Origin of the sequence: Paenibacillus sp. BK720 (assembly GCF_011761545.1) — a bacterium.
GTDB lineage: Bacteria > Bacillota > Bacilli > Paenibacillales > Paenibacillaceae > Pristimantibacillus.
In genome coordinates, this window is sequence record NZ_JAASRQ010000001.1 from 666,744 (window position 1) to 692,934 (window position 26,191).

Genomic DNA, 26,191 nt, shown 5'->3' on the forward strand with positions numbered 1-26,191 from the left:
TTACATTATCTTCTTTACTATAAAGTGCAAATACTAAAATAGCTATGCCGAATGTTTTGGCTTTATAGCGTTTTAACGTTAATCGGTTTTCTGTAACAGGGGTGAAACCATGCTTCGTCTTTTTTGTGTTATACTGAACAAAGTAAAGTAACTTTGTAAGGAAACAAGGTGGACAACTTGAATGACAGAATTGTAATGCCCGTGTGGATGCTGGGCTTGTTTGTCGTGGTCATGAATACGACCATGTTTAACGTCTCGGTACCAAGTATTATCAACGATCTCGGAATTACTTCGGATCTCGGCTCATGGATTGTATCCAGCTATTCGATCGGTTATGCCCTATCAACGGTGATTTACAGCCGCTTATCGGATATCGCTCCCATACGCAGGCTGGTAGCGATTGGGCTGCTTATATTGGGTCTTTCTTCGGTGCTCGGAATCTTTGCCCACAATTTCGCGCTTCTGCTGACGGCTCGGATTCTGCAATCGGCAGGAGCGGGTACGATGGCCGGACTGGGGCTTGTACTAGCAAGCCGCTATATCCCGGTTGAACGAAGAGGCCGCGCGATCTCGATGATCGCGGCCGGCAGCGCAATGGCGTTTGGTCTTGGGCCGATTGTAGGAGGCGTCATCAGCGAATATTTTGGCTGGAACGGTTTGTTTGTAGTTACTTGCTTAGTGCTGGCTATTTTGCCGGTCTTGTTGAAGCTGCTGCCGAAGGAAAATCCGCAGCCGGCCAGCTTTGATTATTGGGGGGCTGCCTTGACCGTTATCAATGCGACTTCCTTGCTCATTGCGGTAACGCAGCAGTCCGTCATTTGGCTTCTGATCAGCGTGATTACGATTGTGATTCACGTGCTCCATATCCGGAAAGCGAAGGGCATCGGAACCTTTGTGAATCCGGAGGTATTCCGCCAGCCCGGCTATATCCGGCTGCTTGTGGTAGGCTTCTGCTTGCTTATCATTAACCTCGGCAACCTGTTCCTGATGCCGCTTGTCCTGGCGAACCTGTTCCATAAATCGGAGATGCTGATTGGATTCCTGATTGCTCCGGGAGCGATTTTATCGGCGGCGTTAACGCCGTTTGTCGGACGCTGGCTCGACCGGTACGGCAATGTCCGGTTCCTGTTTATCGGAACGGCTGTCTTGACCGCCGTGCTGGCTTTGTTTATGACGGCTCTTGGCAGCTCGCCGTTTGTTATCATGTGCGGGTATTTGCTCTTCTCGCCGGCATTCTCGGCAACGCTGGCTTCGCTTAATAACCAGACCTCCAGTATTTTGCCAAGGCATTTGATTGGCTCCGGCATGGGGATGATGCAGCTCATTCAGTTCTTCGGAGGCTCTTTGTCGGTGGCGATTTGCGGACTTCTGCTCCATAAGATGAGCGGCATCACGCTGGAGCATGCCTACAACCATGTCTATCAGCTGCTGTTCCTATGTCCCATCCTAGCGATTGCGATGTTAGGCTGGTATTACTCGTCTTACCGGAAAAAAATCCAAGCTCATAAGCTTGTTTAACAAGCTTTACCGGAAAAGATAAACGAAAGGGCTGTCCCCAAGCGGGACAGCCCTTTCATTTTCGTCTGTTTAGAAATATTTTTCCATAAGGATGGACAGCATCTGAATGCCCACTTCGTTCTGCCCGCCTTCGGGAATAATGATGTCGGCGTATTTTTTGGACGGCTCGATAAAGGCTTCGTGCATCGGTTTAACCGTCTTCAAATATTGATCGTGAATCGATTGAATGGAGCGGCCGCGCTCTTCAATATCCCGCAGCACGCGGCGGAGGATGCGGACATCCGGATCGGTGTCCACAAACACCTTGATATCAAGCATCGCACGCAAATTTTCGTCGGACAGCACATGAAGCCCTTCTATAACGATGATCTTGCAAGGTTTGAGCGCTACCGTCTTATCCTTAAACCGGGAGTGGTTGGCAAAATCGTAGATCGGCGCTTCGGCCGCCTGCCCGGATTTCAACTGATTTAAATGCACGATTAAGAGCTCGTTGTCAAAAACAAGCGGATGATCATAATTGAGACCTTCGCGCTCGGCAAAGCTCAGATGAGGATGATCCTTGTAATAGTTATCTTGCGAGATAAAGGTTACTTTATCTTCGCCAAGCCGTTCAATAACAGAGCGGGCCACCGAGGTTTTTCCCGAGCCGGTGCCGCCAGCAATTCCAATAATAAGCATAGTTGTCCTTAAAGCCCCCTAAATGTGTAAAGCCCGTCAATTCAAGTATTGTATCATAGCGGGGCCTGAAAAACATCTGCATTGCTTTTGAGATTATTTAGGATGCCGAATGCTTTTTTATTTCGTCTGTACAAGGATTTGAATACACCGAAGTACGTATCATAGACGGCTTTATTCCGGGGATTGGGCGTATAGGAGGCGCGTACCTGCACAAAAGATCTGGCAGCGTCCAGATTCGGAACGATGCCAAGTCCGACAGCCGCCGTAATGGCTGCCCCGACAGCGCCCGCATTTTGCGGACTGTCAACCGTTTCAATCGTTCGTCCCAGAATATCGGCAAGGATCTGGCAGGTGAGCGGGGCAAGCGCGCCTCCTCCGACAAAACGGATCGCCTGGGAAGTCTTAATCTTCCGGTCTTGCGCTTCGAGCTGCCATCTAAGATGGTAACAGATGCCTTCCAGCACGGCATGGATCAGCTCGGTTTTCCCCGTTTCGATGCTGATGTTGAAAAACAATCCCCGCGCGTGCGCGTCTTCAAACGGACAGCGGTTGCCATGCAGCCAAGGGGTAAAGATAACGCCGTTGCTGCCGGCGGGCACGTCTTTGATCGCATGCATCATGTAATCGTATAGGCTTCTGTACATCGTTTCTTGCGATTCGGACACTTGTTTTTTCTCCAAATAAATGCCGATTTCATCCAGGGCCAGATGGTTTTTGACCCATTCCAGGCATTTGCCCGCCGTCTCCAGCTCGCAGAAATAATGATAATGCTTCGGCCTTGCTCCTACGATGGAAGCGATCATGCTGCCGGCATCGATAATCTGCCGGTTCACAACCGTCGATACCCAACCGGATGTACCCAGGTAAATATGCGTATCGCCTTCCGCAACCGCACCGGCTCCCACGCCTATAAGAGAGGCATCGCCTCCTCCGCCAAATACGGGCGTGTCCTCCTTAAGCCCGAGCTCCGCGGCCGCCTCGGCCGTTAATAATCCGGCCATTGCCGTGGACGAAATCACCTTCGGAAAATGCTCGGTCCGAACGCCAAACATCCGGCACATTTCCTTGCTGAACCGGTTATTTCCCGCGTCGTACAACAGCGTCGCATAAGCGGTATCCTCGGTCATTACAAATTCGCCCGTGCATTTGAAGAGCAGATATTCTTTGACATCCAGCCACTTGTGAACGCGGCTGAACGCCTCGGGCTCATGCCGCCGCACCCATCGGTATTTCCAGACGGGATCCTTGACGCTGGCCGGAACGGCGCGGGTGATCGCCAGCGACTTAAGCAGCTTGAATACATTGGCGCCGGCAAATTGAAGGCCGTGCCTAATTCCCCTGCGGTGCTCCTCGGAAGCCCGGGTATCCATGTAGCTCATGGCTTTTCTGACCGGCGCGCCTTGTTCGTCAACAAGCACAAGACCTTGCATTTGGGCGCAAAAAGAGATGCCGCTGATATGCGAAGCAGGGATGCCGCTATCCTTAAGTACCTGGCTTGTTGTTGCCCGCATCGCCTGCCACCAGTCCGCCGGATCCTGCTCCGCGCCGCCATTCTCCAGAATCGTAAGCTCATAGCCATGCAGTGCGCTGGCCACAAGCGATAAGGAGGGGGACAGATGGTAAAGACATGTTTTGACGCCGGAGGTTCCTACATCGTAAGTGAGCACGTAAGCACTCATTGGCTGCACCCGCCTTTACCTTTTACATCGACTGATGGGTATCTTCATCCGCGGACTGGCAGGCCGATTCCGGAATGCGGAGCGTGACGGGAAGCAAAACGGCCGTCAGCACGACAAACAGCAGCATCGGCCATACGATAGAGTCCAGCGCTTCATTCAGAACTTCAAACAAATAAACGAAAGCAATGCCGGAAACCTGCCCCATCAGCAAAATCATGCCAAGGGAAGTGCCTTCCCGCACGGGATACGCAAGCTCCGAGCCGTGCTGGAACAAGATGGGGGCGACGCCCATAATGGTGAAGCCCGCAAGCCCGGCAATAACGGTCACCGGAATGAACTGCTCCGCAAAGGTCAGCCCCAGGTAGGCGGGAATGAGCAGCGTGATGGCGGCAATAAAAAAAGGTGCCCGAGTCCGGTATTTATCGGACAGGATCGGCAGAGCAACCGCGCCAATTATTCCGGCGACGATAAAGACGGCGCCAACAAGTCCGGCTTCCTCGGATGTGAATCCCCGGGGAGAAAGGATCGTTTCCAGCAGGGTAAGAATCGTATTGAAAATGCCGATGCAGATAAAGCTGACGAGCAGGATAAGGAAATAGCTTTTGTTCTCGATAAGAAGACCAATCGATTGGAAGCGTAAGACCTCTTGTCGGGGGGCGGCGTTGGACAGGGAAGCGGGAGGTTTCACGAAAGCAAACCCAGCTGCAAGACCTGCGGCTGCAACGGCAAACGCCGCAAACCACATAAACAGGCCGGGGATGCCGGAAGCTTCCGCGATAGCGGGAGCAAGCGCCATCGGAATGATAAACCCGATATATTGGGCTAGCGTCAGAATGCCAGCTGCCGTGGATCTCTCCTGCAGCGGGAACCAGTCCGAGGCTACCTTTGTAGCGATATTAAGCAGAAAGGGCTGCCCGATCGCCAGAATGAACTGGAAGATCAGGACTAGCGTAAAATCGTCCGCATACAAGGCTCGCAGCAAGCTAAATACGGCAGTCAGACCAGCGCCGATCAGAAGAGAAGCTTTGTATCCCCATTTGTCGATAACCCAAGAGGCAGGCATAGAGAATAAAATAAACATGATCATAAAGCTCATGGAGCATAACGTGACGGACATGCTGCCCACGCCGTAATAATCTTCCGCCAAGCTTGAGATCGGCGCTAGGGAGAGCCACATCATTTCGGTCGATACGATAACCGGGACAATCGATAAAAGAATGATCCATTTCGTGAGGAAGATTCTTTTAATAACAATTCCACCTTTCGGCTAGGAGGTCACTGCGGCCTGCTTGGAATACTTTTTCAAATACACAAATCGCATCAACAGGCTTTCCAGGTAATGAATAGGCTTGACTTGGCCCAGCAGCTTGGCTCCGATATGGGCCTTGCTATTTTTCTCTAGAACCATCCTTACCGCAAGAGCTTCATCAGAGTTCACGCCGCAGCATAAAGCGCCCATTCCGCGGATCAGCACGGCTGAAGAGCTTTTGAGAGCCGCGGATACCTCCGAAGGGGAAAGTGCCGTATTCCTTGCCGAGGTGCCGATCAGCTGGGCGAAGTCGTCAAGCAGCGGCTTCAGCGGCTGCCCGGTTTGGGAGAAAAGCGCAACCTCCGGAATGCCGCTCCAGTGAATATGGTTAATCTGCTTATGCTTACGGTAAATCTGCTGATAGACGCTAGCCTCCTCCGGCAGGGCGGCATTCAGCTCGCCATTCCGGACAAGGAGCTCGGAGCCGGAATCGTTAAACAGCAGAAACCCATCCTTCGTTCTTCTGCTGTGATACAGCATCCGGGATACAGGCGCCGGAGAAGAATAACCCAGTCCAAGGGCAAACCGGCTTAATGCCGCCGCATCTGCTTCATGCTCGCCGGCCAAGCTTTTATACGTATCGTCGATATACTGGCGGCAAGCCTGATCCAGCTCCAAGGCGGCTTCGAATGCTTCCGTATGGTTGGCTCCGTAACAGATCGCTCCGTGATTTTTCATGATAATAGCTTTGTTGGAGGTGCGCGTAAGCGCTTTAGCAACATTGCGCTGCAGCTTCCTGGTGCTCGGGAGCGCGTAAGCCCCGCATAATACCCGGCCCGCCAGCATGCCTTCCTCTATCGGAACGGCATCCACATTGCAGGCGCTGATGACGGATGCATACTCCTGATGCGTATGGATTACGAAATGGGCATTGGGAAAACGTTTGTAGACCTCGGCATGCACGCCCTTCTCGGACGAAGGCTTGGTCGGGCCGCTATAGCTGCAGTCCGATATTTGAACGGTAACGATATCATCCGGCGTAAGCGAGCGGTAACCCCTGCCGCTAGGCGTAATGACAAACCTGCCGCCTTCGACGCGGTGGCTTACATTCCCCCAGGTGCGGGCAATCAGACCGGTTTCCATCAGCCTGATTCCGGCTTCGATAACACGCTGCTTGGCTTCCTCGACAGCTGTCTCGGGCATCCTTCTTATCCCTCCAATAAGGCTACATGGCCGAAAATATGGTCAAAGCGGACAAGAACGTCGTCGATCATTTCTTCCGTATAAGCCCCGCTGGTGTACAGCCGGCTGCCTGCCAGAGTTACGATACCTTCGGCCATGTAGGCAGCGCCCATATGCTCCATTTCTCTTTTTCGTCTGGACGTCTCCGACAATACCTTCGGAATTTGCCAAGGCTTCGACCAGTTGATGGCAAAATGCATCGTGCCTACCGTCTCCAGGTGGCAGATCGACCCTTGGTTAAAAGCGACAAAAGGCAGCTTGTATTTGCCGATTAATGCCTGAAGTCCCTCGGTGAGCCGGTCGGCCATCCGGCCGGATCTCGGGATCGCATTCGTCCGTTCAATCTCGCATAGCGTATAATAGCCGGCAACGCAGCTGAGCGGATTCGCAGCCATCGTACCGCCGATAAGCGCCTTCTTATGCTTGCTTCCGGCTTCGATGCCCGCGGACAAATATTTCATGTATTCCTTCTTGCCGCCAAGACCGCCCGCACCCGGATAACCGCCGGCAACGACCTTGCCGAAGACCGTCAGATCCGGGGAAACCCCGTAATAGCCCTGAGCGCCGGACATTCCGATTCGGAAGGCGGTAACCACCTCGTCGAAAATAAGAAGGGCGCCGTATTTGCGGCAGAGCTGCTCCACGCCTTTATTAAACTCGCGATCAACCGGCCTCGTGCCGCTTTCCGGTCCAACCGGCTCGATCAAGACGGCTGCCGTGCCGCCGCGCAGCTGATTGAAGCGGAGCTTTCGCTCCAGATCCTCCAGATCGTTCGGGAAAAACTCCTGGGTATGCTTGAAGATATAACGCGGAACGCCATGCGCTTGCGTCCATTTGGAGCCGGGGATGCGGATGCCGTAGGCAAGCTGGTCGCTCCAGCCATGATAAGCGCCGCCCATCTTGATAATCTTTTTTTTCTTCGTTGCCAGTCTTGCCACGCGGATCGCCGCCATGCAGGCTTCCGTGCCGGAGCCCAGCATGCGGAACATCTCGACGGAGTCGATGCTGTCGGCGATTTTTTTGCCTAGTTTATATTCGTATTCGTGGAAAAGTCCGGTTGAGGGACCGCAGTCGTTCAGCAGCTCGATGACCTTCCGGCGTACTTCGGGCGGGTTGCTTCCGAGCACCGTCGGGCCGCCGGCCTGCAGGAAATCATAATAGCGGTTGCCGTCGGCGTCATAGAGGTAAGCGCCTTCGGCTTTCGTAAATACGAGGGGGAACGGATGGTTAAAGGCCAGGTTATGCTGGACGCCGCCTGGGATAATCTCCTTGGCTACGTCGATCATCTCTTTCGATTTCGCGCATTTCGCTTCAAAATATTCCTCTTCGTACTTCTTCAAAGCATCCGGTCTGATCGAATAAACCGGCTGCTCGATGAGCCGGTCAAGCTGGCTCGTCACGGCCTTTACATCGGGATAGCGGGAAATCGAAAAGGTCCTCTCCATATGTACCCTCCTACGGATAATGGTCGTGCAAAGGGCAGAGAAATGATAATTCAAGTATATATAAACGGTTCGAAAGAAGGAACCAGTTTAGGTAATATCTCACAAAATTATTTAATAGAATTAATGCTTTTCTACTAAGGAACGATCAGGTAAAACCGTTTTTCCTCTGCACGAATTCCAAAGGCAAGTCAGAGCGGGGGGAGAGTCAATAGATTTAGGATGAAGTATCCAATAAAAAAGACTGCGCGGGCAGTCTTTAGCTTATCGGCCTATTCGCCGGGCAAATGGTTATTAAGAACAGCAAGGCGACAAATTGTCTATCTCATCAGTCCGCCGAGGATGAACTGCTCATGGACATCGGCGTATTGCTCCGTGACGGCGGCTTTGGCCGCTGCGATATTACCGCTCTTAATCGCTTCGTAAATCCGGCGGTTCGTCTGAACGGAACGGCTTGGCTGATATTGCGGATATTTTTTGCGGTAGGCAACGGTATGGAAGACATACCGCCCGCGGTACAGCTCCATAATTTGCAGCATGCTTTCGTTATGAATGGTCCGAAGGATTGTTTCGGTGAACAGCAAGGTATGGTTGTAATAACCGTAGTAATCGTTTTGCTCCAAAGCCAGCTGCTGCCGCTCAAGCAATTGGCTCATCGTATCCACATCGAAAGCAAGCTGGCGCTTTAAGGCCGTGTCCAGCGCGAACAGCTGCATAGAGACTAGAACCTCATACATTTCGCTGAAATCATGGGCGGACACTTCCTTAACCATTACTCCCCGTCCGCGAAAGGTTCCCACAAGACCTTCCCGTTCCAGCAAGGAGATAGCTGCACGGATAGGCGTCCGGCTCATGCCGAGCAGTCCGGCAAGCTCATTTTCCGATAACATGGAGCCGGGCATATATTCCGCGCGCATAATGCGCTCCCGAATTTCACGATAAGCGACCGTTTCCAGAGAAGTCGAAGACATTATGATTTATTCCTTTGCTTGTTTTAGTTTAATAGTAACAAATGTCTCGAAAATACTGCAATGATGAAGATAGGAATAAGGTGAGAGACGCGGCTCCTACTTCATCTGCCCAATAGACAAGCTTACCTTATAGTTGCCGTAGGCAAGCAGTTCGTCGAGAAAGCCGGTCAGCTCCGGCTGCGAGCCGACGCGCACGCGCATCCAATAACAGCCTTCGCCGCTGACGCGGTGAATCTCAACAACCTGGCCGCTGCTGCCCGCGAATTGCTGGAACGTCTGATGAGCCGTGTTGGAAGACAAGAAGACGGTGACAAAGGCATGGACGGTCAGGCCGATTTTCTCGGGATTCCAATTGACCGTTGTGCCTTCAATGATGCCAAGGTCCTGCAGCTTGCGGACGCGGGCGCCTACGGCCTGTCCGGTCATATGCACATGTTCCCCAATCGATTTATGAGACTGGCTGGCATCCGCAATCAAGCAGCTTAATATTTGTCTGTCGATATCGTCAATTCCGTATGAGCTTAACATGTCGGAAGAATCCTTTCATTATGAAAATAAAAGCGGCTAAATCGTTTCACGAGGTTATTTCTGCGCGATGCGGCTTTATTTTATAATTGTATCAGACACATTAAGAAATGAGGGACACAAAATGAATATACGATTAATCCGACATGCGACGCTGTGGCTGGACTATGCGGGAGTACAGTTTCTTGTTGATCCGATGTTTAGCGACGCCGGCGTAAATCCGCCGATTATGAATTCAACGAATGACCGGCGTAATCCGCTTGTACCGCTGCCTTTCCCTAAGGAAAAGCTTCTGCAGCCGGAGGTTATTCTCGTCAGCCACCTCCATCCGGATCATTGGGATGCCGCCGCAATCGAATCGCTGCCGAAGTCGACACCGCTGTTCTGCCAACCGGGAGACGGGCCAGCGATCACAAGCCAGCATTTTGCTAGCGTAACGGAAATCGGGCAATCCGTCCTCTATAAAGGCATTACAATCTCAAGAACAAGCGGAAGGCATGGAACGGGAGAGATCGGCGAAAGAATGGGTCAGGTGTCAGGTTTTGTTCTTCAAGCGGAAGGCGAACCGACCCTTTATATCACGGGCGATACCATCTGGTGTGAAGAAGTAAAGCATGCTTTGGATGCTTTCAAGCCGGATGTCGCGGTAATCAATGCGGGCGGGGCGCAATTTGCCGTTGGCGATCCCATTACAATGAATGCGGAGGATGTCATCCGGGTATGCCGTTACGCACCGTCTACGAAGGTAGTTGCCGTTCATATGGATACGATTAATCATTGTTTGGCGACAAGAGATGTTTTAAGAGAAGCGTTAAGCGCGGAAGGGCTGCTTGGTCAGGTTCTGATCCCTGCGGACGGAGAGCGGGTAACATTAGACAAGTAATGCCGGATGGTCCGGTTAAAAGCTTCCGGGCATCCGGAATATAAACAAACGGCTGTGCTAAAATTCGCACAGCCGTTTTTTCGTCTATTCCAATCCTCTTACAAATCCCGTTCATCGGCGCCAATCGCCAAAATCTCGCGGATATCCGCGTCGGTAAGCGATGATAGCTGCTCCTCGCCGGGCCGGATAATGTCGTCGATCATATTTTTCTTCCGTTCTTGAAGCGCGTACATCTTATCTTCAACCGTGCCGTGGGCGGCCAGCCGGATAACCTGAACCACCTTGGTTTGACCAATCCGGTGGGCCCGGTCGGCAGCCTGCTGCTCGACGGCAGGATTCCACCACAGATCATACAAAACGACGGTATCGGCACCCGTCAGGTTAAGTCCTGTTCCGCCTGCTTTTAGCGATGCGAGGAAGATATCCTTCTCCCCGTCGTTGAACCGGTTGCATAGCTCCACCCGCTCGGCGGCTTTGGTACTGCCGTCGAGGTAGAAATAAGTGATGCCCTGGCGGACCAGTTCTTTGCTGATGAGTCCCAGCATTTCGGTGAACTGCGAGAAGATCAGCATCCGTTTGCCCGTGCTGCGACACTCCTCCACGATTTCGAACAGCTGCTCGAACTTGGCGGAGCTGCCTTCGTAATCGGTAATAAATAACGCCGGATGGCAGCAGATTTGGCGCAGCCGGGTCAGGCCGGCCAAAATTTTGATCCGGTTCTGCTGGAAGCTCCGGTCATTATCCAGATGCTTGACGGTTTCCGTACGCAGCTTGGCCAAATACGAGACGTACAGCTTCTTCTGTTCCGGCAGCAGACTGGTGGCCTGCAGGGTCTCGATTTTATCCGGCAGCTCCTTCAGCACGTCGGTCTTCAGGCGGCGCAGGAGGAAGGGGCGCGCGCGGCGCGCGATGTTTTCCCTCGGCAGGTCGGAGAACACCTTGCGGGCAGGGAACAGCTCGGGGAACACGGCGCCAAAAATGGACCACAGCTCCTCGACTCTGTTCTCAAGCGGAGTACCGGTTAACCCGAAACGGTTCTTGGCCTGCAGCGCTTTTACGGCCTGCGCGGTTTGGGTGGTATGATTTTTGAACGCCTGCGCTTCATCCAGAATAACCGTATGATAGAAGCGCTGGACGTACAGCTCGATATCCCGGCGCAGCAGCGGGTACGACGTGATGACGACGTCTATCCCTTTCAGGGACCTTAACTTGGCAGCTCTCTCCGGTCTCGTGCCGTCTGCGATGATGACTTGGATCTCCGGAGCAAACTTCTTCAGCTCGCTAAGCCAATTGTACATAAGGGAAGCCGGCGTAACGATAATGGCGGGCTGCTCCAGTTCCCGGATCTCCGGAAGACAGGAGAGAAGGAACGCGATGCTTTGAATCGTTTTGCCAAGTCCCATATCGTCCGCGAGAATGCCGCCGAACCGGTAATGGGCCAGCGTCTTCATCCATTGGAAGCCGTAAGTCTGATAATCCCTCAGCACATGCCGCAGCGTGACCGGTACTTCGAATTCCAGGTGATCCGGGTTGCGGATATGAGCCAGCAGCTTTCGCAGCGATTTGCCGAGCTGAATGGTCCTTCCTTCATGCTCGAAATCCCCGAGATGGAGTCCGCGCGCCACCGGGATACGGAAGACGGATTGATTCAGGTCCGAACGGAGGAAGCCGGTCTCGTTAATAATCCTCGTAATAGCCTCGTATTCCTTGCCCTCGAGCGGCAGCAGCGCGCCTTCCTGCAGCCGGTGGTATCGGCGTTTCTCCACGATCGAGCGGAGCACGCTGCGGATCTCGTCGTCGGAAATGCCGGTCAGCTCGAACTTGAATTCCAGCCAGTTCGTTCTCTCGTCCACTTCAACCTTCAGCAAAGGCGGCGTATTCGGGACAACGATTCTCGTCTTGACGGCCGAGGTGGCATGGACCTGCAGCAGCTTCTCCAGCTTGGGAATGGTATGTCTTAGAAACTCGTATTCGCTGTCCTCGTCTTGCATGTAGTAGCCAAGCTCGGTGGTAATAAAACCGCTTTGCTCCATAATATCGAGAATTTGGTTCTCCCGGTCTCCGTCCCGGAGGAGGATACGGTCCCCGGTCTTGTAATCCGCGTGAGCCGCCAGCGGGTTGATCTTGATCTCCCCATATTGAAACTCCAGCTCGGCAAGCAGTCGGTCCCGGATCCGGTCCAGATAGAGTCTCGCCTGCAGGGCAGTTTGCACGATTTTTTCCGATACGCTCCGGGTCACTTGAACTTGACCAAGCTTCATCAGCTCGGGGACAACCTTCTCCATAAAAGACTCGATCTGTTCCGGCGAAATGACGACATGCCGACGATGCGAGGCGTCCAGCATATTTTTGAAATCGGCCAGCTGTTTGCACGAGGCCTCGGGAAGCTGCTTCATCCGGCCTTCGCTCAGCACCATGCTGTAGGCGGGTAAGACGGTAATCTTGTCTAATCCTTCAACATTCAACTGAAAGCCGCTCTCGTCCTGCTCGCCAAATTCGAATCGGACAGGAGAGGCTTCGTCGTTTATTTGGAGGCCGGCGGTAACGGTGCCCTCCTGATCAATCAGCACGGAAGGACAAGCGGCAAGCAGAGGCAGCACGGTTGGCCAATCCGCCGGGGGAATCATAAGCATCCGGTTGTTTGGTTTTCCGCGAGCCTTTCCGTTGAAAGGAGCCGCCTCCTCCTGATACAGCGCTTCGTTCCTGCTGATCCGGGCCAATTCGCCCAGCAAGGCATAATCTTCATTTCGGAATCGGTGCTCGGCAGGGTTAAACGTAAACTGCTTGGAGAAGGTGCGAGTGACGTTTAAGGCTATTCCTTCGATAAATGCGCGGATATCCGGCACGACGTACAGCCTGCCAAGACCCGTCCGGAGCTCGATTCCTATCCGGTAGTTCCGGTAACCGCTCGAGAAGATCACGCAGGTGAACTGAATCTCAACGGGTATGCGGGTATCTCTTACATAACGCGTACTGCCAAGAAGCGCGGACTGACCCCGTTCCCGGCTGCCGAATAAGTCCAATATGCTGGACGACAGCAGCTGGTCGCTTGCCGAGATGCGGGCCAGGTTTAGCGCTTCCTCAGGCATCTCAGGCAGCTCTAACAGATGCAGCAGCATGGCTGCGACATGTTCGCAATATTTATCTTCGGGATCAAAGTCCGGGCAGGTGCAGGTTGCCACGATCTCGCCGCGGAGGCGGGTAGCCGTCACGGTCAGGTCGCGGTTCGTCCGGACATTGGCTTCGCAGAACGGCTTGTCCGGGTCATACCGCAATATCGTCACCCCGCCCGCCTGCCAGATGGCCTCTCCTTCTTCGAAGGCAAACCGGCCGCATAACACACGGACATCATCATCGGTATATGAAAAGCTCATAAGCTGTAATCCTTTCCGGTTATTCGCTCAGTTGATGCAGCAAACGCAGCAGCTCGCCGCGTTCCTCCGGCGTTATCGAAGCGAGCACCATGTCTGCGGACTCGCTCATCGCAAGCCGCGCTTGTTGAATGAGAGGAGGCGCTGTGTCGGATAATTGGATAAAAGTAGCCCGGCGGTCTTCCGGGTCAGGTTGGCGAACGATCAGCTTCTCCTGCTCAAGCGCATCCACGAATTGCGTAACGGTCCGCGGCTTGATGCCAAGCTTTGCGGCGATATCGCTCATCCGGATTTGTCCGGCTTCGGCGACAGAGACAAGGAAGCGCAGCCTTGGTCCGGACAAATATTCCGGAACTTCGAAGGCGGATAATTGGGCTTCGAACCGGAGATGCAGCCGGTGGGTTGTCCGGAGCAGCGTTTCCAGCAGATGGCCCGCTGACGGTATCGTCGTTTCGGATGCTTCCATAGTTCCTCCTTGACTTTTGACACATGAATTCCTATAGTCTAGTTATCGAATAATTAGTGAGTATACTCAATATGTGTTCATTCCGTATGTTGATTTTACACGATTCCGCATGACATTCCAATAAGGAGGGCCCATTCTATGGCTCAAACGATGCAAGCTATCCGTTATTATCAGTTTGGAGACCCCGAGGTGCTGCAGCTGGAGGAAGCTCCAAAACCGGTCCCGAAGGAAGGCGAAGTGCTGATCCGTATTGCTGCAGCCGGCGTGCTGCCCGTGGATTGGAAAATCCGCAAAGGATTATTCCCGATGCCCGTGAGATTCCCGGTCATACCCGGGACGGCTTTTGCCGGCGTAATCGAAAGCGCGGGTCCGGGTGTGACCGGGCTTATAACCGGGCAGGAGGTATTCGGAAGAAGCATCAACGGAACCTATGCGGAATACACAACGGCTCCGGCGGATTCGGTCGCGCTTAAGCCTTCCTCCATCGGCTTTGCCGAAGCGGCAACGATTTCCGGCGGAGCAACGACGGCCTGGTGCGCAATCAACAATGCGGGCATCAAGGCCGGGGACCGCGTCTTTATTCATGGTGCAGGCGGCGGAGTAGGCTTGTTTGCCGTCCAGTTCGCCAAATGGAAAGGGGCCTATGTGATTGGAACGGCCAGCCCTTCGAATTTGGATTTTATCCGGTCCATTGGCGTGGATCACGCGATTGATTATACGGCCGGTCCGTTTGAAGCGGGGCTGGAGCGGGAAGCGGATTTCGTACTGGACACGGTTGGCGGCGCCACGCTTGAACGTTCCTGGGCGTTAATCAAGCCGGGAGGGGCTTTGCTTACCATTGCGGGTCAGCCTCCGTTTGAGCGTGGACAGCAGGAGGGGGTGCGCGTGCTTCGCTCGGCACTGGCCTCCAAGCAGGATTTATCGGACATTGCGGAGTTGATCGTCAAAGGTGCTGTTCACGCGCAAGTCCAGGCTCTTTATCCGCTGGGAGAAGCGCGCGAAGCCCATATCCGCTCGGAAGCGGGACACGGCCGCGGACGTATCGTACTCGCAACGGAAACATAATCGTTGTGCAAAAACTGGGAAAAAACCGTGCGATCCGCCGATTGCACGGTTTTTTTGCGCGGAAATCTTAATTTTACAGGCAATGTTCTTTAATTTATGTAGTTTAACGCAGGCTGAATAAAGTTAGAATGAAAAAGGTGTATTAGCATGGTACCAGTTATGCGCGAAAAGGAGAATAAGCATATGTCCAAACCAAATGAACCAATCGTAACTCATATTTTTACGGCAGATCCTTCTGCGCATGTTTTCGAAGGCAAAATTTATATTTATCCTTCCCATGACCTCGATCATGACGGCCCGACTAACGATAACGGCGACCAATACCAGATGGAGGATTATCACATTTTGTCCATGGACGACGTCAATTCCCCGTGCGTCGATCACGGCGAAGCTCTTCATGTGAAGGATGTGCCTTGGGCGTCCAAGCAAATGTGGGCACCGGATGCCGCATTCAAGAACAATACCTATTACTTGTATTTCCCTGCTAGAGACCAAGAGGGCATATTCCGCATTGGCGTAGCAACAAGCTCGACTCCGGCAGGGCCATTCAAAGCAGAAGAGAACTATATTCCCGGCAGCTTCAGCATCGACCCTGCCGTTCTCGTGGATGAAGATAACAGAGCCTATATGTACTTCGGCGGTCTGTGGGGCGGACAGCTGGAGAAGTGGACAACCGGCGAATTCGTTGCGGATGCCGCAGATCCGGATGTAAACGGGCCAGCTCTTGGTCCGCGTGTAGCGGAACTGAGCGATGACATGCTGACCTTCAAATCCGAGGCAAAAGAGATATCGATCGTGGACGAAGAAGGAAATCCGTTGCTTGCCGGCGACGAAGACCGCCGTTATTTCGAAGGTCCGTGGATGCACAAGTACAAAGGCAAGTACTATCTCTCGTATTCAACGGGCTCTACCCATAAGCTCGTGTATGCGGTAGGCGACAATCCGCAGGGACCGTTTGTCTTCAAAGGGACCATTTTGACGCCGGTAATCGGTTGGACCACCCATCATTCCATCGTGGAATTCCAGGATAAGTGGTATCTGTTCTACCATGATGCATCGCTTTCCGGCGGCGTAGACCATAAGCGCAGCGTGAAATTTACCGAGCTGAAGTACAACGAAGACGGTACGATTCAAACGATTGATCCTTACAACACTTAATAGAAAAAAGCGCGGAGCGGCGGCTCCGTGCTTTTTTTGATGAATTTTTTCGTTACACGATCGTTAAGCCCATGCAAAACACAGCTTGCTCAACCTGGCTGCCTCATCTTCAGCTTTGCGTCGGTTACGACAAGCTTGGAGAATGGCTGAAAGTCTGCGAGCATAATGAAATCGCACGCGCCTACCGCCGGGATCACCCTTCCGTCCTGCATAATAAAACCTACCTTGAAGGGTTTCTTTTACCGGTACAAGCATGGATGCATCCGATTTAAGCCTTACGCAGACCGCTCCATGACAATTGCCGGATCTCCGAGGCGGTACGTCCGGTGGTCTGCTTTAGCTGCCTCGCAAAGTGGTGGGAGGTCTTGAAGCCGCAGCGCTGCGCGATCTCCGTCACGGTAAGCCCCGTATTGGTAAGCAGTTCAACCGCCTTCTGAATGCGGAAGCCCCATAAATATTGAAATGGCGTAGTCTGCTCATATTGCTTAAACAGTCTGACCAGATGCTCGGGAGAGACGTTTGCGGCAGCGGCTATTTCCTTTAAGGTTGCTTCCTCGGCAAAATGCTCGCGAATCCAGGCTAATGCCGCATAAATCGCCGGATGCTTCTCCTTCTGCTCCAAAGACCGCTTCGATTCAATCGGATACAAATGCAAGGCGGCGAGTCCAAGCTGCAGAATGACGGGATCGGTTGGCAGAGTATCCCGCTGAAGACGGAGCAGGAGATCCGTAAGCCGGTTCATTTCCTCGTTAAGCGGCAGGCATTCCGGCAGCAGCCGGAACGATTCCCGGATATGCTCTTCCAGCTCCGGCACATGCACCGCAATCCAGCGGTGCCAGGTATCCTCGGTTTTCGAGAAGACGAACTGCTCTTCGTGCCCGGGCAGAAGCAGGATGACATGTCCGGGCTGAACATGGAGCTCCCGGCCGTCGATCGTGACAGACATTTCTCCGGTGTACAGCATCACAAGCTGAAGATCCTGTTGAATGCGCGGACCGAATTTTCCGCCAGGGGGATAGACGACGGAGCCAGCCACGGCTGATGCTACATGCATAAAATCACCTCACCATGATTGTAAGAGTAATGTACTGGAATATCAATGACAGACACGATTGTGTAATTCGCAGCCATTGTCCGGAACCGGTGGCGGGAGTACGATGAGAGTATCGCTCGAGCAAAATCAATCTTAAAGGAGAATGATTAGTGAATACGACTTATACGGCTCCGCTCACTCCCTTGTCGGATGAACAGATTGCTTTTTTCAAAGAGAACGGATATTTGTTATGGAAGAACGGCATGTCCGGCGATTTGATTGATGCCTTTAACGGACACATTTACGATATCAGGAACCAGTCTCCTATGCCGGAATGGGCGGCTTGCGAGGAGTCCAAGAAATATTCGCTGCGTCTTTTTAATCCGCATAAGCATGACGGCATGTCCAGGCAGCTGATGAAGCATGCGCTGGTCCGAGGGGCGCTGGCGCAGCTGATGGGCAAAGAAGCGGTATGCGTGCAAAGCATGTATTTCTACAAAGAACCGGGTTCGCCGGGACAGGCTGCCCATCAGGATTATTACTATATCAAGAATGATCCGATGACGATGATTGCCGCATGGACGGCGATGGAGGAGCTGATCGATGTCGAGAACGGCTGCTTATGGGTCATGCCCGGCACCCATAAGCTTGGGCTGCTGCCCCATGGCGCGGTCAAAAACATCGAGGAGCATGAGCCCTGGACCGAGGAGACGGAAGGCGTGGATACAAGCAGGCAGATCCCGGTAGTGATGGAGAAGGGGGATATCCTGTTTTTCAGCGAGCTTCTTATCCATTCGTCAGGCAAAAACCGGAGCAAGGAGCGCTGGCGCCGCTCCTATGTCTGCCATTACATTCGCGAGGACTCTCATGTGCTTCACCGGGAGGATTTGCGGCAGAAATATCCTTTATACTAAATTCCAAGGTTTCACCTTAGGCACGGAAGAAGAGGGCTGGAAGGCTCTCTTCTTTTTGCGTATAATTAGTTTACAATCGTAACGGTTTACAACGATAACTAAGAAGGGGTTTCCAAGATGGCAACGGAAGCAATGGATATTTACCAGTCTTTTTTCCGGATTACCCGCCAGCTGAAGAAGCTGGCTTTTCACAGTGCGGCTAATCTCGGTTTAACCGTTCATCAGATTAATATACTGGAGTCGGTGCGGCTGAACCCCGGGCAGAAGCAGAAGGAACTGACGGAGAAGCTTGTCTTCGCGAAAAGCCGGGTCAGCGTTCATATCGATCAGCTTGTTCAGCAAGGGCTTGTTGCCAGAGAGCCTTCGGAGCAGGATCGGAGAGAGATTCAGCTGTTTATTACGCCTGCCGGCGAAGAGCTGTGCGAGCTGTACAATCAGGAAGCGGCCTCTTATAAAGCCTTGAGCGGCGCTCTTGAGAACCTGCCTCCGGAAGATGTCGACAAGCTGCATCAGCTGCATCAGCAGATTTTGAGCCATCTCTAAGCGGACGCTTACGAAAGAAGGGGTACCGATGTCCAGAATATACGGGGGTCCAGGGGGAGTGGGCTTTAACAAAATGAAGTTTGACGACGGAGCGAAGCCGACTATTACGAAAGCGATGCTCGTCCGCATCTCCGCTTATTTTGTCCCTTACTGGAAACAGACCGTAGTCGTGTTGTTTATATTGCTTCTATCCTCGGGTTTGGGGCTGCTGCCGCCGATTTTTATCCAGCATATCGTGGACGATGCGCTGCCGAATAAAGATATGAGGCTGCTCGCGGAGCTGGTTCTCATATCGCTTGCGGCAACGGTTGCGTCCGGCCTGCTAGGCGTGCTGCAGAGCTATCTCAACTCCTATATTTCGCAAAATATCGTATACGATATGAAAAACCAGATGTACCGCCATCTGCAAAAGATGCCCATGCAGTTCTATTCCAATGTAAAGCAGGGCGAGGTCATTACCAGAATGACAAGCGATATTTCCGGCATTCAGGGCGTGTTCAACAGCACCGTCGTCAATTTTGCGAGCAATCTGTTTATTCTTGCGACCACGCTTGGAACGCTGTTCGTCATGAATTGGAAGCTGGCGATCCTTGGAATGGTTGTGGTTCCCTTGTTTCTTTTTCCAACGAGAAAAATGGGCCGCGTCCGCTGGAAAATCGCCAAAGAAACCCAAGAGAAAATGTCCGAGCAGAACCATATCATTCAGGAAACGCTTAGCATTAGCGGTTACCTATTGATGAAGCTGTTCACGAAGGAACGGAAGGAATACGAGGGCTTCAGAGCCGTAAACGCCGAGTCGACCCGTCTTCAGATCAGAGAATCGATGGCCGGACGCTGGTTTATGATGCTGCTGTCCACGTTTACGACGATCGGACCGATGCTGATTTATTTGTATGGCGGTTATTTGTATATTCAAGGCGAGATATCGGTCGGGGAGATTATCAGCTTTGTTGCTTTGCTCGGGCGGATTTACGGACCTTTTGGTCAAATGACGAATCTATACGTTGATATCAACCGCTCGATTGCTTTGTTTGAACGGATTTTCGACTATTTCGACATGGAGCCGGTCATCGTGAATAAGGCGGAGGCGCTTCCAGTGGATATTTCGGGTAAAAATATTGAGTTTGAGGATGTAAGCTTTGCTTATCAGAAGGACAAGCCCGCTCTGAGGAACGTCTCGTTTAAGGCCGAATCGGGGACCATGACAGCACTAGTTGGTCCAAGCGGAGCGGGGAAGACAACCATCACGAATTTGCTGCCGCGCCTGTATGAGCGAAGCTCCGGCTGTATCCGGATCGGCGGTACGGATATCAAGGATATGACGCTGGAGTCGCTCCGGTCCCAGATTGGCCTGGTCACCCAGGATAGTTACTTGTTTAACGGGACGATTCGAGAGAATCTGATGTATGCCAATGACGAAGCTTCGGAAGAGGAAATGCAGGAGGCGTGCAAAGCGGCCTATATCCATGAGTTCATCATGGAGCTGCCGGACGGGTACGACACGGTTGTGGGCAACCGGGGGATGAAGCTGTCGGGCGGGGAAAAACAGCGGATTTCCATTGCGAGGGTTCTTCTCAAAGATCCCGCTGTCATTATTCTGGACGAAGCGACTTCCTCGCTTGATACGGTATCGGAGTACTATATTCAGAAGGCAATGAGCGTCCTGCTGCAGAATAAGACAAGTATCGTTATTGCGCACCGGTTGTCTACCATAATGGCCGCCGATCAAATATTGGTCGTGCAGGACGGAACGATTGTGGAAAAGGGCCGGCATGAAGAGCTGCTTAAGCAAAACGGGGTATACAAAGACCTGCACGCCAAGCAGTTTGAGAGGATGAAGGAGGAACGATGACCGATGACCGTAAATATTGCGTTGCTGCGAGGCATTAATGTCGGCGGAAAAAACAAAATCAAGATGGCCGACTTGCGCGAGGCCTTAACCGCAATCGGACTGCAGGATGTGCAGACGTATATTCAGAGCGGCAATATTCTGTTCAAATCCGATGAGGGGGAAGCCGCGCTGCGGAGCCGGATCGAGGAGCAGATTGAAACGGTGTTTGGGCTTTCAATCAAGGTCATTATACGGACAGCGGAGGAGATGCGGGTTATCGCCGCAAGCTGCCCGTTTACCGAAGAACAGCTTGCGGCGGCTGCGGCCACGGCGCAGGGAGAATACCTGTATGTGTCGATGATGCTGCAAGCGCCGACAGCTGAGCAGCTGGAGACGCTCCGGTCGTTCGAGACGGATAAGGAGCTCTTCGACTGTAAGGGACGGGATTTGTATCTGCTGTTTTATGAAACGGTACGTAATTCCAAACTCGCCGTGAAAGCGGAAAAGCTTGGCGTACATTCCACCGTCCGCAACTGGAACACGATTAACAAGCTGGTGTCGCTCGCTGACGGGATGGAATCGTCTACGTCTCCGTCATAACCCCGCCGTTTACATGCAGCACTTGACCAGTAACAAATGAAGAATCGTCGGAAGCGAGATAGATATAAGTAGGAGCAAGCTCGAACGGCTGACCTGCGCGTTTCATCGGCGTCTCCAGGCCAAAGGTTTTGACGTATTCAGCGGAATAGCTCGATACGATAAGCGGCGTCCAGATCGGCCCGGGAGCAACGGCATTTACGCGTATGCCGCAGCTTACGAGCTGGAGAGACAAGGAGCGTGTGAAGGAGACGATGGCCCCTTTGGTCGAGGAATAATCAATGAGCAGCGGTGCTCCCGCATAAGCCGTAACGGATGCCGTGCTAATAATGGAGCTGCCGGCCTTCAGGTGGGGCAGGGCAGCTTTCGTTAGATAGAAGTGCGGGAAGATGTTTGTTCGGTACGTATCCTCGAGCTGCTCGTCGGAAATATCCAGAATGCATTTTTGCGGGAATTGCACGGCTTGATTTAAGACCAGGATATCCAGACAGCCGTAATGCCCGATTGTTTTTCGTACAACCTCCGAGGAAAATTCCGGCTTTCTAAGATCACCTTCGATGAGCAAACAGCGTCCTCCGTATTGCTCTACCATCTGCTTGGTTGCCAGCGCGTCTTCGCGTTCGTACAAATAAACGATCGCTACATCCGCGCCTTCCTTGGAAAATCCGATCGCAACGGCGCGGCCGATCCCGCTGTCACCGCCCGTAATAATCGCAACCTTGCCCTTTAGTTTGCCGCTGCCCTTGTATGTCGGGTTATCCGAGATCGGAGTCGGATTCATGAGATATTCCAGGCCGGGCTGATGATCCTGATGCTGCGGGGGGAAGGTTACCGGTGACTGCTTGCATTTGGTTTCCTGGCTGTAATAAGGATAAATGGGAATCATGTTGGTCCTCCATAACAGAAAAGTTGCTATAGGGTATTCACCTATTCCCGGGAAGGTGTACGGTTGCCTATACCAACCGTTGGGTATTGGCATACGCTAACGCAGGCATTCCATTACTTTTCTAATAAAGGAGTCATTTACAATGACGAAATCTAATCGGACATTTGTCCCAGGTGGCTTTCCGCCAGGTGCGCAAGGCGGATTCCCGCCGCCGTGGGGCTGGCAGCCGCCGAGACCGCCATGGTGGGGCTGGGGACAACCGCCGCGTCCGCCGTGGTGGGGCTGGGGCCCGCCTCCGCGTCCGCCATGGGGCGGACCGGGATTTGGACCAGGATTTGGATCAGGATTCGGAACGGGATTCGGACCGGGACCAGGCGGCCCGGGTGGACCGGGAGGTCCAGGTGGTCCAGGTGGTCCAGGTGGCCTGCCTCCGGGAGGACCGCGGGTTAGCGGAAGCTAAACGAGGATATTTAAATATAGCATTTTAGATTTAATGTAAATCTATATTAAGGGCGATTGTTGCTTCCATAAGGATGCAGCAATCGCCCTTTTATTTGTCTGCTGTAATTACTAATATTCCTGCAACATCCTAAAAATTTGAAAATAGTTATAGAACTTTAGTACCTGCTATGATATTTTAGTAGAGGTGAATTTAGTAGGCAAGAATAACCAAATAGGGAGCGCGAATCATGAAAAAAGTAACTAGTCTTTTGCTTGCGACGCTGCTTGTATGTGGAGCGTTGTTCGCAGGAGCGGCAAGCGCGGCAACCCCGGAACCCAAGGAAACCTCGGAAACAACGGCTGTGAATGATACCGCCGCGAGCTTCGTTGATGTGTCCGGGCACTGGGCAAAATCGGCAATTGACCGTTGGAGTTCAAGAGGGGTTATTAACGGTGTAACCTCACAGAAGTTTGAGCCGGAGCGTGCTATTACGCGCGCAGAATGGGCAGCACTAATTAATCGTCTATTCCAATATCGTCAAGCAGCAGAGAATCCATTTAAGGATGTCGTTGCTGCGGACTGGTTCGCTAATGATGTAGCCGTTGCCTTAGGGACAGGCTACATGAAAGGTTATACGGACGGAACATTCCGACCGGGGGCCAATATTTCACGCGAGGAAGCAGCGCTAACAATAGCAAAACTGCTCTCGCTTCCGGCGGCAACTGCAAACGCTTCGTTCCATGATGCCGGCAAAATCTCAAGCTGGGCGTTACAGGGAGTTGCTTCCGCTGCGTCAGCAGGCATTATCACAGGATACACGGATGGAGATTTCAAGCCGGCCCGGCAAGTTACGCGCGCTGAAGCAGCGAGCATTCTAGACCGTGCTTTTAATACCTACGGTATCTGGACGGAAGAGGGGGTTAACGGTCCTGCCGAAGGCGTGCAGAAACAATCTGGCAGCGTTATTGTGAATTCGGCAGGCACCACCCTTCAAAATATGGACATTGCCGGCGATCTGATTATTGGCAAAGGTGTAGGCAATGGCGATGTTTATTTGAAAAACGTTACGGTTCATGGAAAGACCTTCGTATATGGCGGAGGCGAGAACAGCATTCATCTTGAAGATTCCGTGATTCTTACCGTAATCGTTAATAAAGCGGAAGGCACTGTGCGGATCGTAGCGCAAGGTAAAACGACCGTTCAGGAAATAACCGTTCAAACCGGCGCCAAGTTGGAGGCGTCAGAAGGTGCCGATATTAGTAAAGTAACCCTTTCGAATCAATTGCCGAATAATTCGCGCGTTGTATTGACTGGGCATTTTGATACCGTCAATGTTGAAGCGGAAAGCATCATTGTTCAGATCCCAAAAGGATCTATTGATCAGATGGTTGTGGCGGACTCGGCTGCCGGAACAAGCGTGCAAGCTGACAAGGAAGCAACCATTGTAAATGCGGTACTAAACGCCGCGGTTAAGATGCTTGGCGAAGGTACGGTTGAAAAAGCGGTTGTTAACTCCACTGGCGTATCCATGGATAAGGCCCCGAACAAAATGGAGACCGGCAGTAATGTTCCCTCTGATGTCAAAGTGAATGTCGGCGGAAAAGAGCAGCCTGCAGGTACGGATACTCAAGGCAGTATTGGCGGCGGTGATCTCGGCGGAGGCAGCGCTGGAGGCGGGAGCGCCGGCGGCAACACAGGCGGCGGCAATACCGGCGGTGGCAATACCGGCGGCGACACAGGCGGCGGCAATACCGGCGGTGGCGACACAGGCGGCGGCAATACCGGCGGCAGTAATCCGGGAAGCATGTATTTTGAGATAGCTCTTGCCCAAGACCGAGTCATCAGCGGCGAACCTGTAACGGTGACAAGTACACGTGACGGGGTAGCGTATTTCACGGATGAATACTTCGAAAATACCGATATGCTGAATGCTTTGGTTGATGCCGGTAAAGCCAAGAAAATGGAAGTGAAAAAAGATGTTCCGGCAAGCTTTGATACTAGCGATTTAACCTTCAACAATTGGATGTACGTGGTTGTCATCGATTCCGAGGGTAAATCTTCTTATCATCGGATGGTTACAGTCCTGGATAAGGCCGGAACTCCGCTTGCTTCGGCGGGCGGCGGTGCCGAGACCAACTTCGAGTGGGAGAAGTTCAGAATTGAGTTTAACCGGGATGTAAAGCTGGTTGAGGGTAAAGATCTCCGCACGGCGATAACAGTAGCCACAAAAGACAGCAACGATGAGTTTCTGCCGCTAAGTGCGGGAGATGTCGTGGAAATTAACGGAAATGAAATTCTTTATACACCTGAGAAAAAGTTTACGCTGCGAGAGGTGCGGTTTAAGATTGCGGCAGGAACTTTAGAGACCTTAAATGGCGATGATCAGAACGATGAAACAATATCGTATCAACACGACTCCTATATGTTAATTAAGGTAGATGGCGAAAGAAAAAACAGCATGACAGTGCCGGTGGGAACGGTGATTCATTTTACAGCAACCCACGGCGGAACGGTTTACTTTGTTCTTGATGATACACCGGGCGGGAACTACGAGTATGAGCAAGAAGTTAACAATAATTTCGGTGGCAAAGTTGTAATTCCTGATGATGCAGTAGATCAAGAATATACATTTGATACGACCGGTTTCCAGCCAGGCGAAGATTATATGCTTGTTACGGAATGGGGCTGGAGAGTTACGGTTCATTTGACAGAGGCAGCAAAATAACGGAGTAAATAAAGAACACGGCTTCCAATAAGGGAAGTCGTGTTTTTTTTGTTCAAAGCTCCTGCTGAAGCGCCTCCCGCGCAAAAGCAATCCATTCCCGCGCAGCGAATGACTGGTAGCTGTCCCGGCGCCAGATCATGGCCAGATGCCAAGGAATGCTTGGCGAGGTCAGCGGGATGATGCGAAGCCGCTCCAGATCGAGCTCCCGGCATATCGCCTCGGGCAGCAGCGCGATTCCGAGCTTTGCGGCTACCATCTCGCTGATGAAATCCCATTGGGTGCTCTTGAAGACGACATCCGGCTGGAAGCCCAGCTTCTCGCATTCGGCAAGAATTCGGTCATGAAGCGTAAATTCCTCATGGAAGAACAGGAACGGCTCTTCCTTGAGATCGATAAGCGGCACTTCTTTCCGGCCGGCGAGCTTATGCGATGGAGGGACAACCAGCATGAGATCCTGCCGCAAGAAACAGAAGGATTCGAACTTCTCGTCGTTCGTCGGCAGCAGAATAACTCCGATATCCAGCGCTCCGGAGCCTACGTCGGCTTCGACTTTTTTAGCTCCGTGCTCAAACAGCTGCATCGTAATTTTGGGATACTTCTCGCGGAATTTTCCGATAATGCGGGGGAAGAAGGTGACTCCGACCATAGGCGGCAGGCCGATGCGAATATGGCCGACCTTAAGCTCCATCAGCTCGGACAGCCGCGAGTTCATATTGCCGAACGATTGTACCATTTGCTGGGCTTGTTCCAGCAGAATCGAGCCGGCATCGGTTAATACGATTTTTTTGCCGACGCGTTCGAAAAGGACAACCCCCAGCTCCTCTTCCAGATTCTTAATCATCTTGCTGATAGTCGGCTGGGTAATGTATAGGGAATGCGCGGCTTTCGTGAAGCTCTGGAAGCGGGCGGCCTCCACAAAATACTGCAAATGTCTGATATCCAAGCGCAGGCTTCTCCTTATCCATAGATAATT

At 52.5% G+C, this 26,191-nt stretch carries 23 protein-coding genes; 11 read left to right on the top strand and 12 right to left on the bottom strand.

All coding sequences use genetic code 11. The features are described 5' to 3' along the window. Positions 1 to 168: 168 nt before the first annotated feature. Positions 169 to 1,518: an MFS transporter gene (locus FHT67_RS02925; protein ID WP_347880071.1), complete on the top strand. Its 1,350-nt coding sequence runs from the start codon at positions 169 to 171 to the stop codon at positions 1,516 to 1,518. Between the two features lie 69 nt (positions 1,519 to 1,587). Here FHT67_RS02925 and udk read toward each other — a convergent pair whose 3' ends face one another. The 7 genes from udk to FHT67_RS02960 form a co-directional block, all read right to left on the bottom strand. Further along, positions 1,588 to 2,196 carry a uridine kinase gene (gene udk / locus FHT67_RS02930; protein ID WP_132303771.1) on the bottom strand — a complete coding sequence of 203 codons (609 nt, stop codon included), beginning with the start codon at positions 2,194 to 2,196 and terminating at the stop codon, positions 1,588 to 1,590. Between the two features lie 53 nt (positions 2,197 to 2,249). After that, positions 2,250 to 3,875, bottom strand: a complete 1,626-nt coding sequence (locus tag FHT67_RS02935) for a xylulokinase (protein ID WP_132303773.1) — start codon at positions 3,873 to 3,875, stop codon at positions 2,250 to 2,252. Positions 3,876 to 3,897: 22 nt separating this feature from the next. After that, a complete protein-coding gene (locus tag FHT67_RS02940) occupies positions 3,898 to 5,055 on the bottom strand; it encodes an MFS transporter (RefSeq protein WP_132303775.1) in 1,158 nt (385 codons plus the stop codon). Positions 5,056 to 5,142: 87 nt separating this feature from the next. Further along, entirely contained in the window at positions 5,143 to 6,327 is a 1,185-nt protein-coding gene (locus FHT67_RS02945) for a class II aldolase/adducin family protein (RefSeq protein WP_167195494.1), read from the bottom strand. Between the two features lie 5 nt (positions 6,328 to 6,332). Beyond that, the gene (locus tag FHT67_RS02950; protein ID WP_167195497.1) at positions 6,333 to 7,811 is read right to left on the bottom strand and encodes an aspartate aminotransferase family protein; all 1,479 of its coding nucleotides are present in this window, start codon (positions 7,809 to 7,811) and stop codon (positions 6,333 to 6,335) included. Between the two features lie 317 nt (positions 7,812 to 8,128). Beyond that, positions 8,129 to 8,779, bottom strand: coding sequence for a GntR family transcriptional regulator (locus tag FHT67_RS02955; protein WP_132303782.1), 651 nt, complete (start codon positions 8,777 to 8,779; stop codon positions 8,129 to 8,131). Between the two features lie 96 nt (positions 8,780 to 8,875). Further along, a complete protein-coding gene (locus FHT67_RS02960; RefSeq protein WP_167195499.1) occupies positions 8,876 to 9,307 on the bottom strand; it encodes an Lrp/AsnC family transcriptional regulator in 432 nt (143 codons plus the stop codon). Between the two features lie 121 nt (positions 9,308 to 9,428). On the opposite strand from FHT67_RS02960, the gene FHT67_RS02965 reads away from it, so the two are divergent. After that, positions 9,429 to 10,187 carry an MBL fold metallo-hydrolase gene (locus FHT67_RS02965; RefSeq protein ID WP_167195502.1) on the top strand — a complete coding sequence of 253 codons (759 nt, stop codon included), beginning with the start codon at positions 9,429 to 9,431 and terminating at the stop codon, positions 10,185 to 10,187. A 98-nt stretch (positions 10,188 to 10,285) separates the two neighbouring features. On the opposite strand, the gene FHT67_RS02970 is transcribed toward FHT67_RS02965, so the two are convergent. Beyond that, complete coding sequence (locus FHT67_RS02970; protein ID WP_167195505.1) at positions 10,286 to 13,561, bottom strand: DEAD/DEAH box helicase; 3,276 nt, start codon at positions 13,559 to 13,561, stop codon at positions 10,286 to 10,288. Positions 13,562 to 13,580: 19 nt separating this feature from the next. Next, positions 13,581 to 14,024, bottom strand: a complete 444-nt coding sequence (locus FHT67_RS02975) for a MarR family winged helix-turn-helix transcriptional regulator (RefSeq protein WP_132303798.1) — start codon at positions 14,022 to 14,024, stop codon at positions 13,581 to 13,583. 138 nt (positions 14,025 to 14,162) lie between these two features. Here FHT67_RS02975 and FHT67_RS02980 point away from each other — a divergent pair, with 138 nt between their 5' ends. The 3 genes from FHT67_RS02980 to FHT67_RS29650 all read left to right on the top strand — a co-directional run bounded on the left by FHT67_RS02980 (position 14,163) and on the right by FHT67_RS29650 (position 16,519). Next, on the top strand, positions 14,163 to 15,089 hold the full coding sequence (locus FHT67_RS02980; RefSeq protein ID WP_167195508.1) for an NADP-dependent oxidoreductase: 927 nt from the start codon (positions 14,163 to 14,165) through the stop codon (positions 15,087 to 15,089). A 183-nt stretch (positions 15,090 to 15,272) separates the two neighbouring features. Continuing rightward, complete coding sequence (locus tag FHT67_RS02985; protein WP_132303802.1) at positions 15,273 to 16,247, top strand: glycoside hydrolase family 43 protein; 975 nt, start codon at positions 15,273 to 15,275, stop codon at positions 16,245 to 16,247. A gap of 71 nt (positions 16,248 to 16,318) precedes the next feature. Next, positions 16,319 to 16,519 carry a hypothetical protein gene (locus tag FHT67_RS29650; protein WP_208403093.1) on the top strand — a complete coding sequence of 67 codons (201 nt, stop codon included), beginning with the start codon at positions 16,319 to 16,321 and terminating at the stop codon, positions 16,517 to 16,519. On the opposite strand, the gene FHT67_RS02990 is transcribed toward FHT67_RS29650, so the two are convergent. After that, positions 16,516 to 17,301 (bottom strand): AraC family transcriptional regulator, encoded by a 786-nt coding sequence (locus tag FHT67_RS02990; RefSeq protein WP_167195511.1) that lies wholly within the window; start codon positions 17,299 to 17,301, stop codon positions 16,516 to 16,518. The genes FHT67_RS29650 and FHT67_RS02990 overlap by 4 nt on opposite strands. 149 nt (positions 17,302 to 17,450) lie before the next feature. Here FHT67_RS02990 and FHT67_RS02995 point away from each other — a divergent pair, with 149 nt between their 5' ends. The 4 genes from FHT67_RS02995 to FHT67_RS03010 all read left to right on the top strand — a co-directional run bounded on the left by FHT67_RS02995 (position 17,451) and on the right by FHT67_RS03010 (position 21,168). After that, positions 17,451 to 18,194 carry a phytanoyl-CoA dioxygenase family protein gene (locus FHT67_RS02995; RefSeq protein WP_167195513.1) on the top strand — a complete coding sequence of 248 codons (744 nt, stop codon included), beginning with the start codon at positions 17,451 to 17,453 and terminating at the stop codon, positions 18,192 to 18,194. A gap of 117 nt (positions 18,195 to 18,311) precedes the next feature. Further along, positions 18,312 to 18,737, top strand: a complete 426-nt coding sequence (locus FHT67_RS03000; protein WP_167195516.1) for a MarR family winged helix-turn-helix transcriptional regulator — start codon at positions 18,312 to 18,314, stop codon at positions 18,735 to 18,737. A 28-nt stretch (positions 18,738 to 18,765) separates the two neighbouring features. Next, positions 18,766 to 20,589, top strand: a complete 1,824-nt coding sequence (locus FHT67_RS03005) for an ABC transporter ATP-binding protein (RefSeq protein ID WP_208403094.1) — start codon at positions 18,766 to 18,768, stop codon at positions 20,587 to 20,589. Between the two features lie 3 nt (positions 20,590 to 20,592). Further along, positions 20,593 to 21,168 carry a DUF1697 domain-containing protein gene (locus FHT67_RS03010; protein WP_167195519.1) on the top strand — a complete coding sequence of 192 codons (576 nt, stop codon included), beginning with the start codon at positions 20,593 to 20,595 and terminating at the stop codon, positions 21,166 to 21,168. Here FHT67_RS03010 and FHT67_RS03015 read toward each other — a convergent pair. After that, a complete protein-coding gene (locus FHT67_RS03015; protein WP_167195522.1) occupies positions 21,152 to 22,051 on the bottom strand; it encodes an SDR family oxidoreductase in 900 nt (299 codons plus the stop codon). The two genes, FHT67_RS03010 and FHT67_RS03015, sit on opposite strands and share 17 nt — an antisense overlap. Before the next feature lie 142 nt (positions 22,052 to 22,193). On the opposite strand from FHT67_RS03015, the gene FHT67_RS03020 reads away from it, so the two are divergent. Further along, positions 22,194 to 22,511, top strand: coding sequence for a hypothetical protein (locus tag FHT67_RS03020; RefSeq protein WP_167194553.1), 318 nt, complete (start codon positions 22,194 to 22,196; stop codon positions 22,509 to 22,511). Positions 22,512 to 22,740: 229 nt separating this feature from the next. Then, a complete protein-coding gene (locus tag FHT67_RS03025) occupies positions 22,741 to 25,218 on the top strand; it encodes an S-layer homology domain-containing protein (RefSeq protein WP_167195526.1) in 2,478 nt (825 codons plus the stop codon). 52 nt (positions 25,219 to 25,270) lie between these two features. On the opposite strand, the gene cidR is transcribed toward FHT67_RS03025, so the two are convergent. Beyond that, positions 25,271 to 26,161 (bottom strand): cidABC operon transcriptional activator CidR, encoded by an 891-nt coding sequence (gene cidR, locus FHT67_RS03030; protein ID WP_167195529.1) that lies wholly within the window; start codon positions 26,159 to 26,161, stop codon positions 25,271 to 25,273. Positions 26,162 to 26,191: the final 30 nt, after the last annotated feature.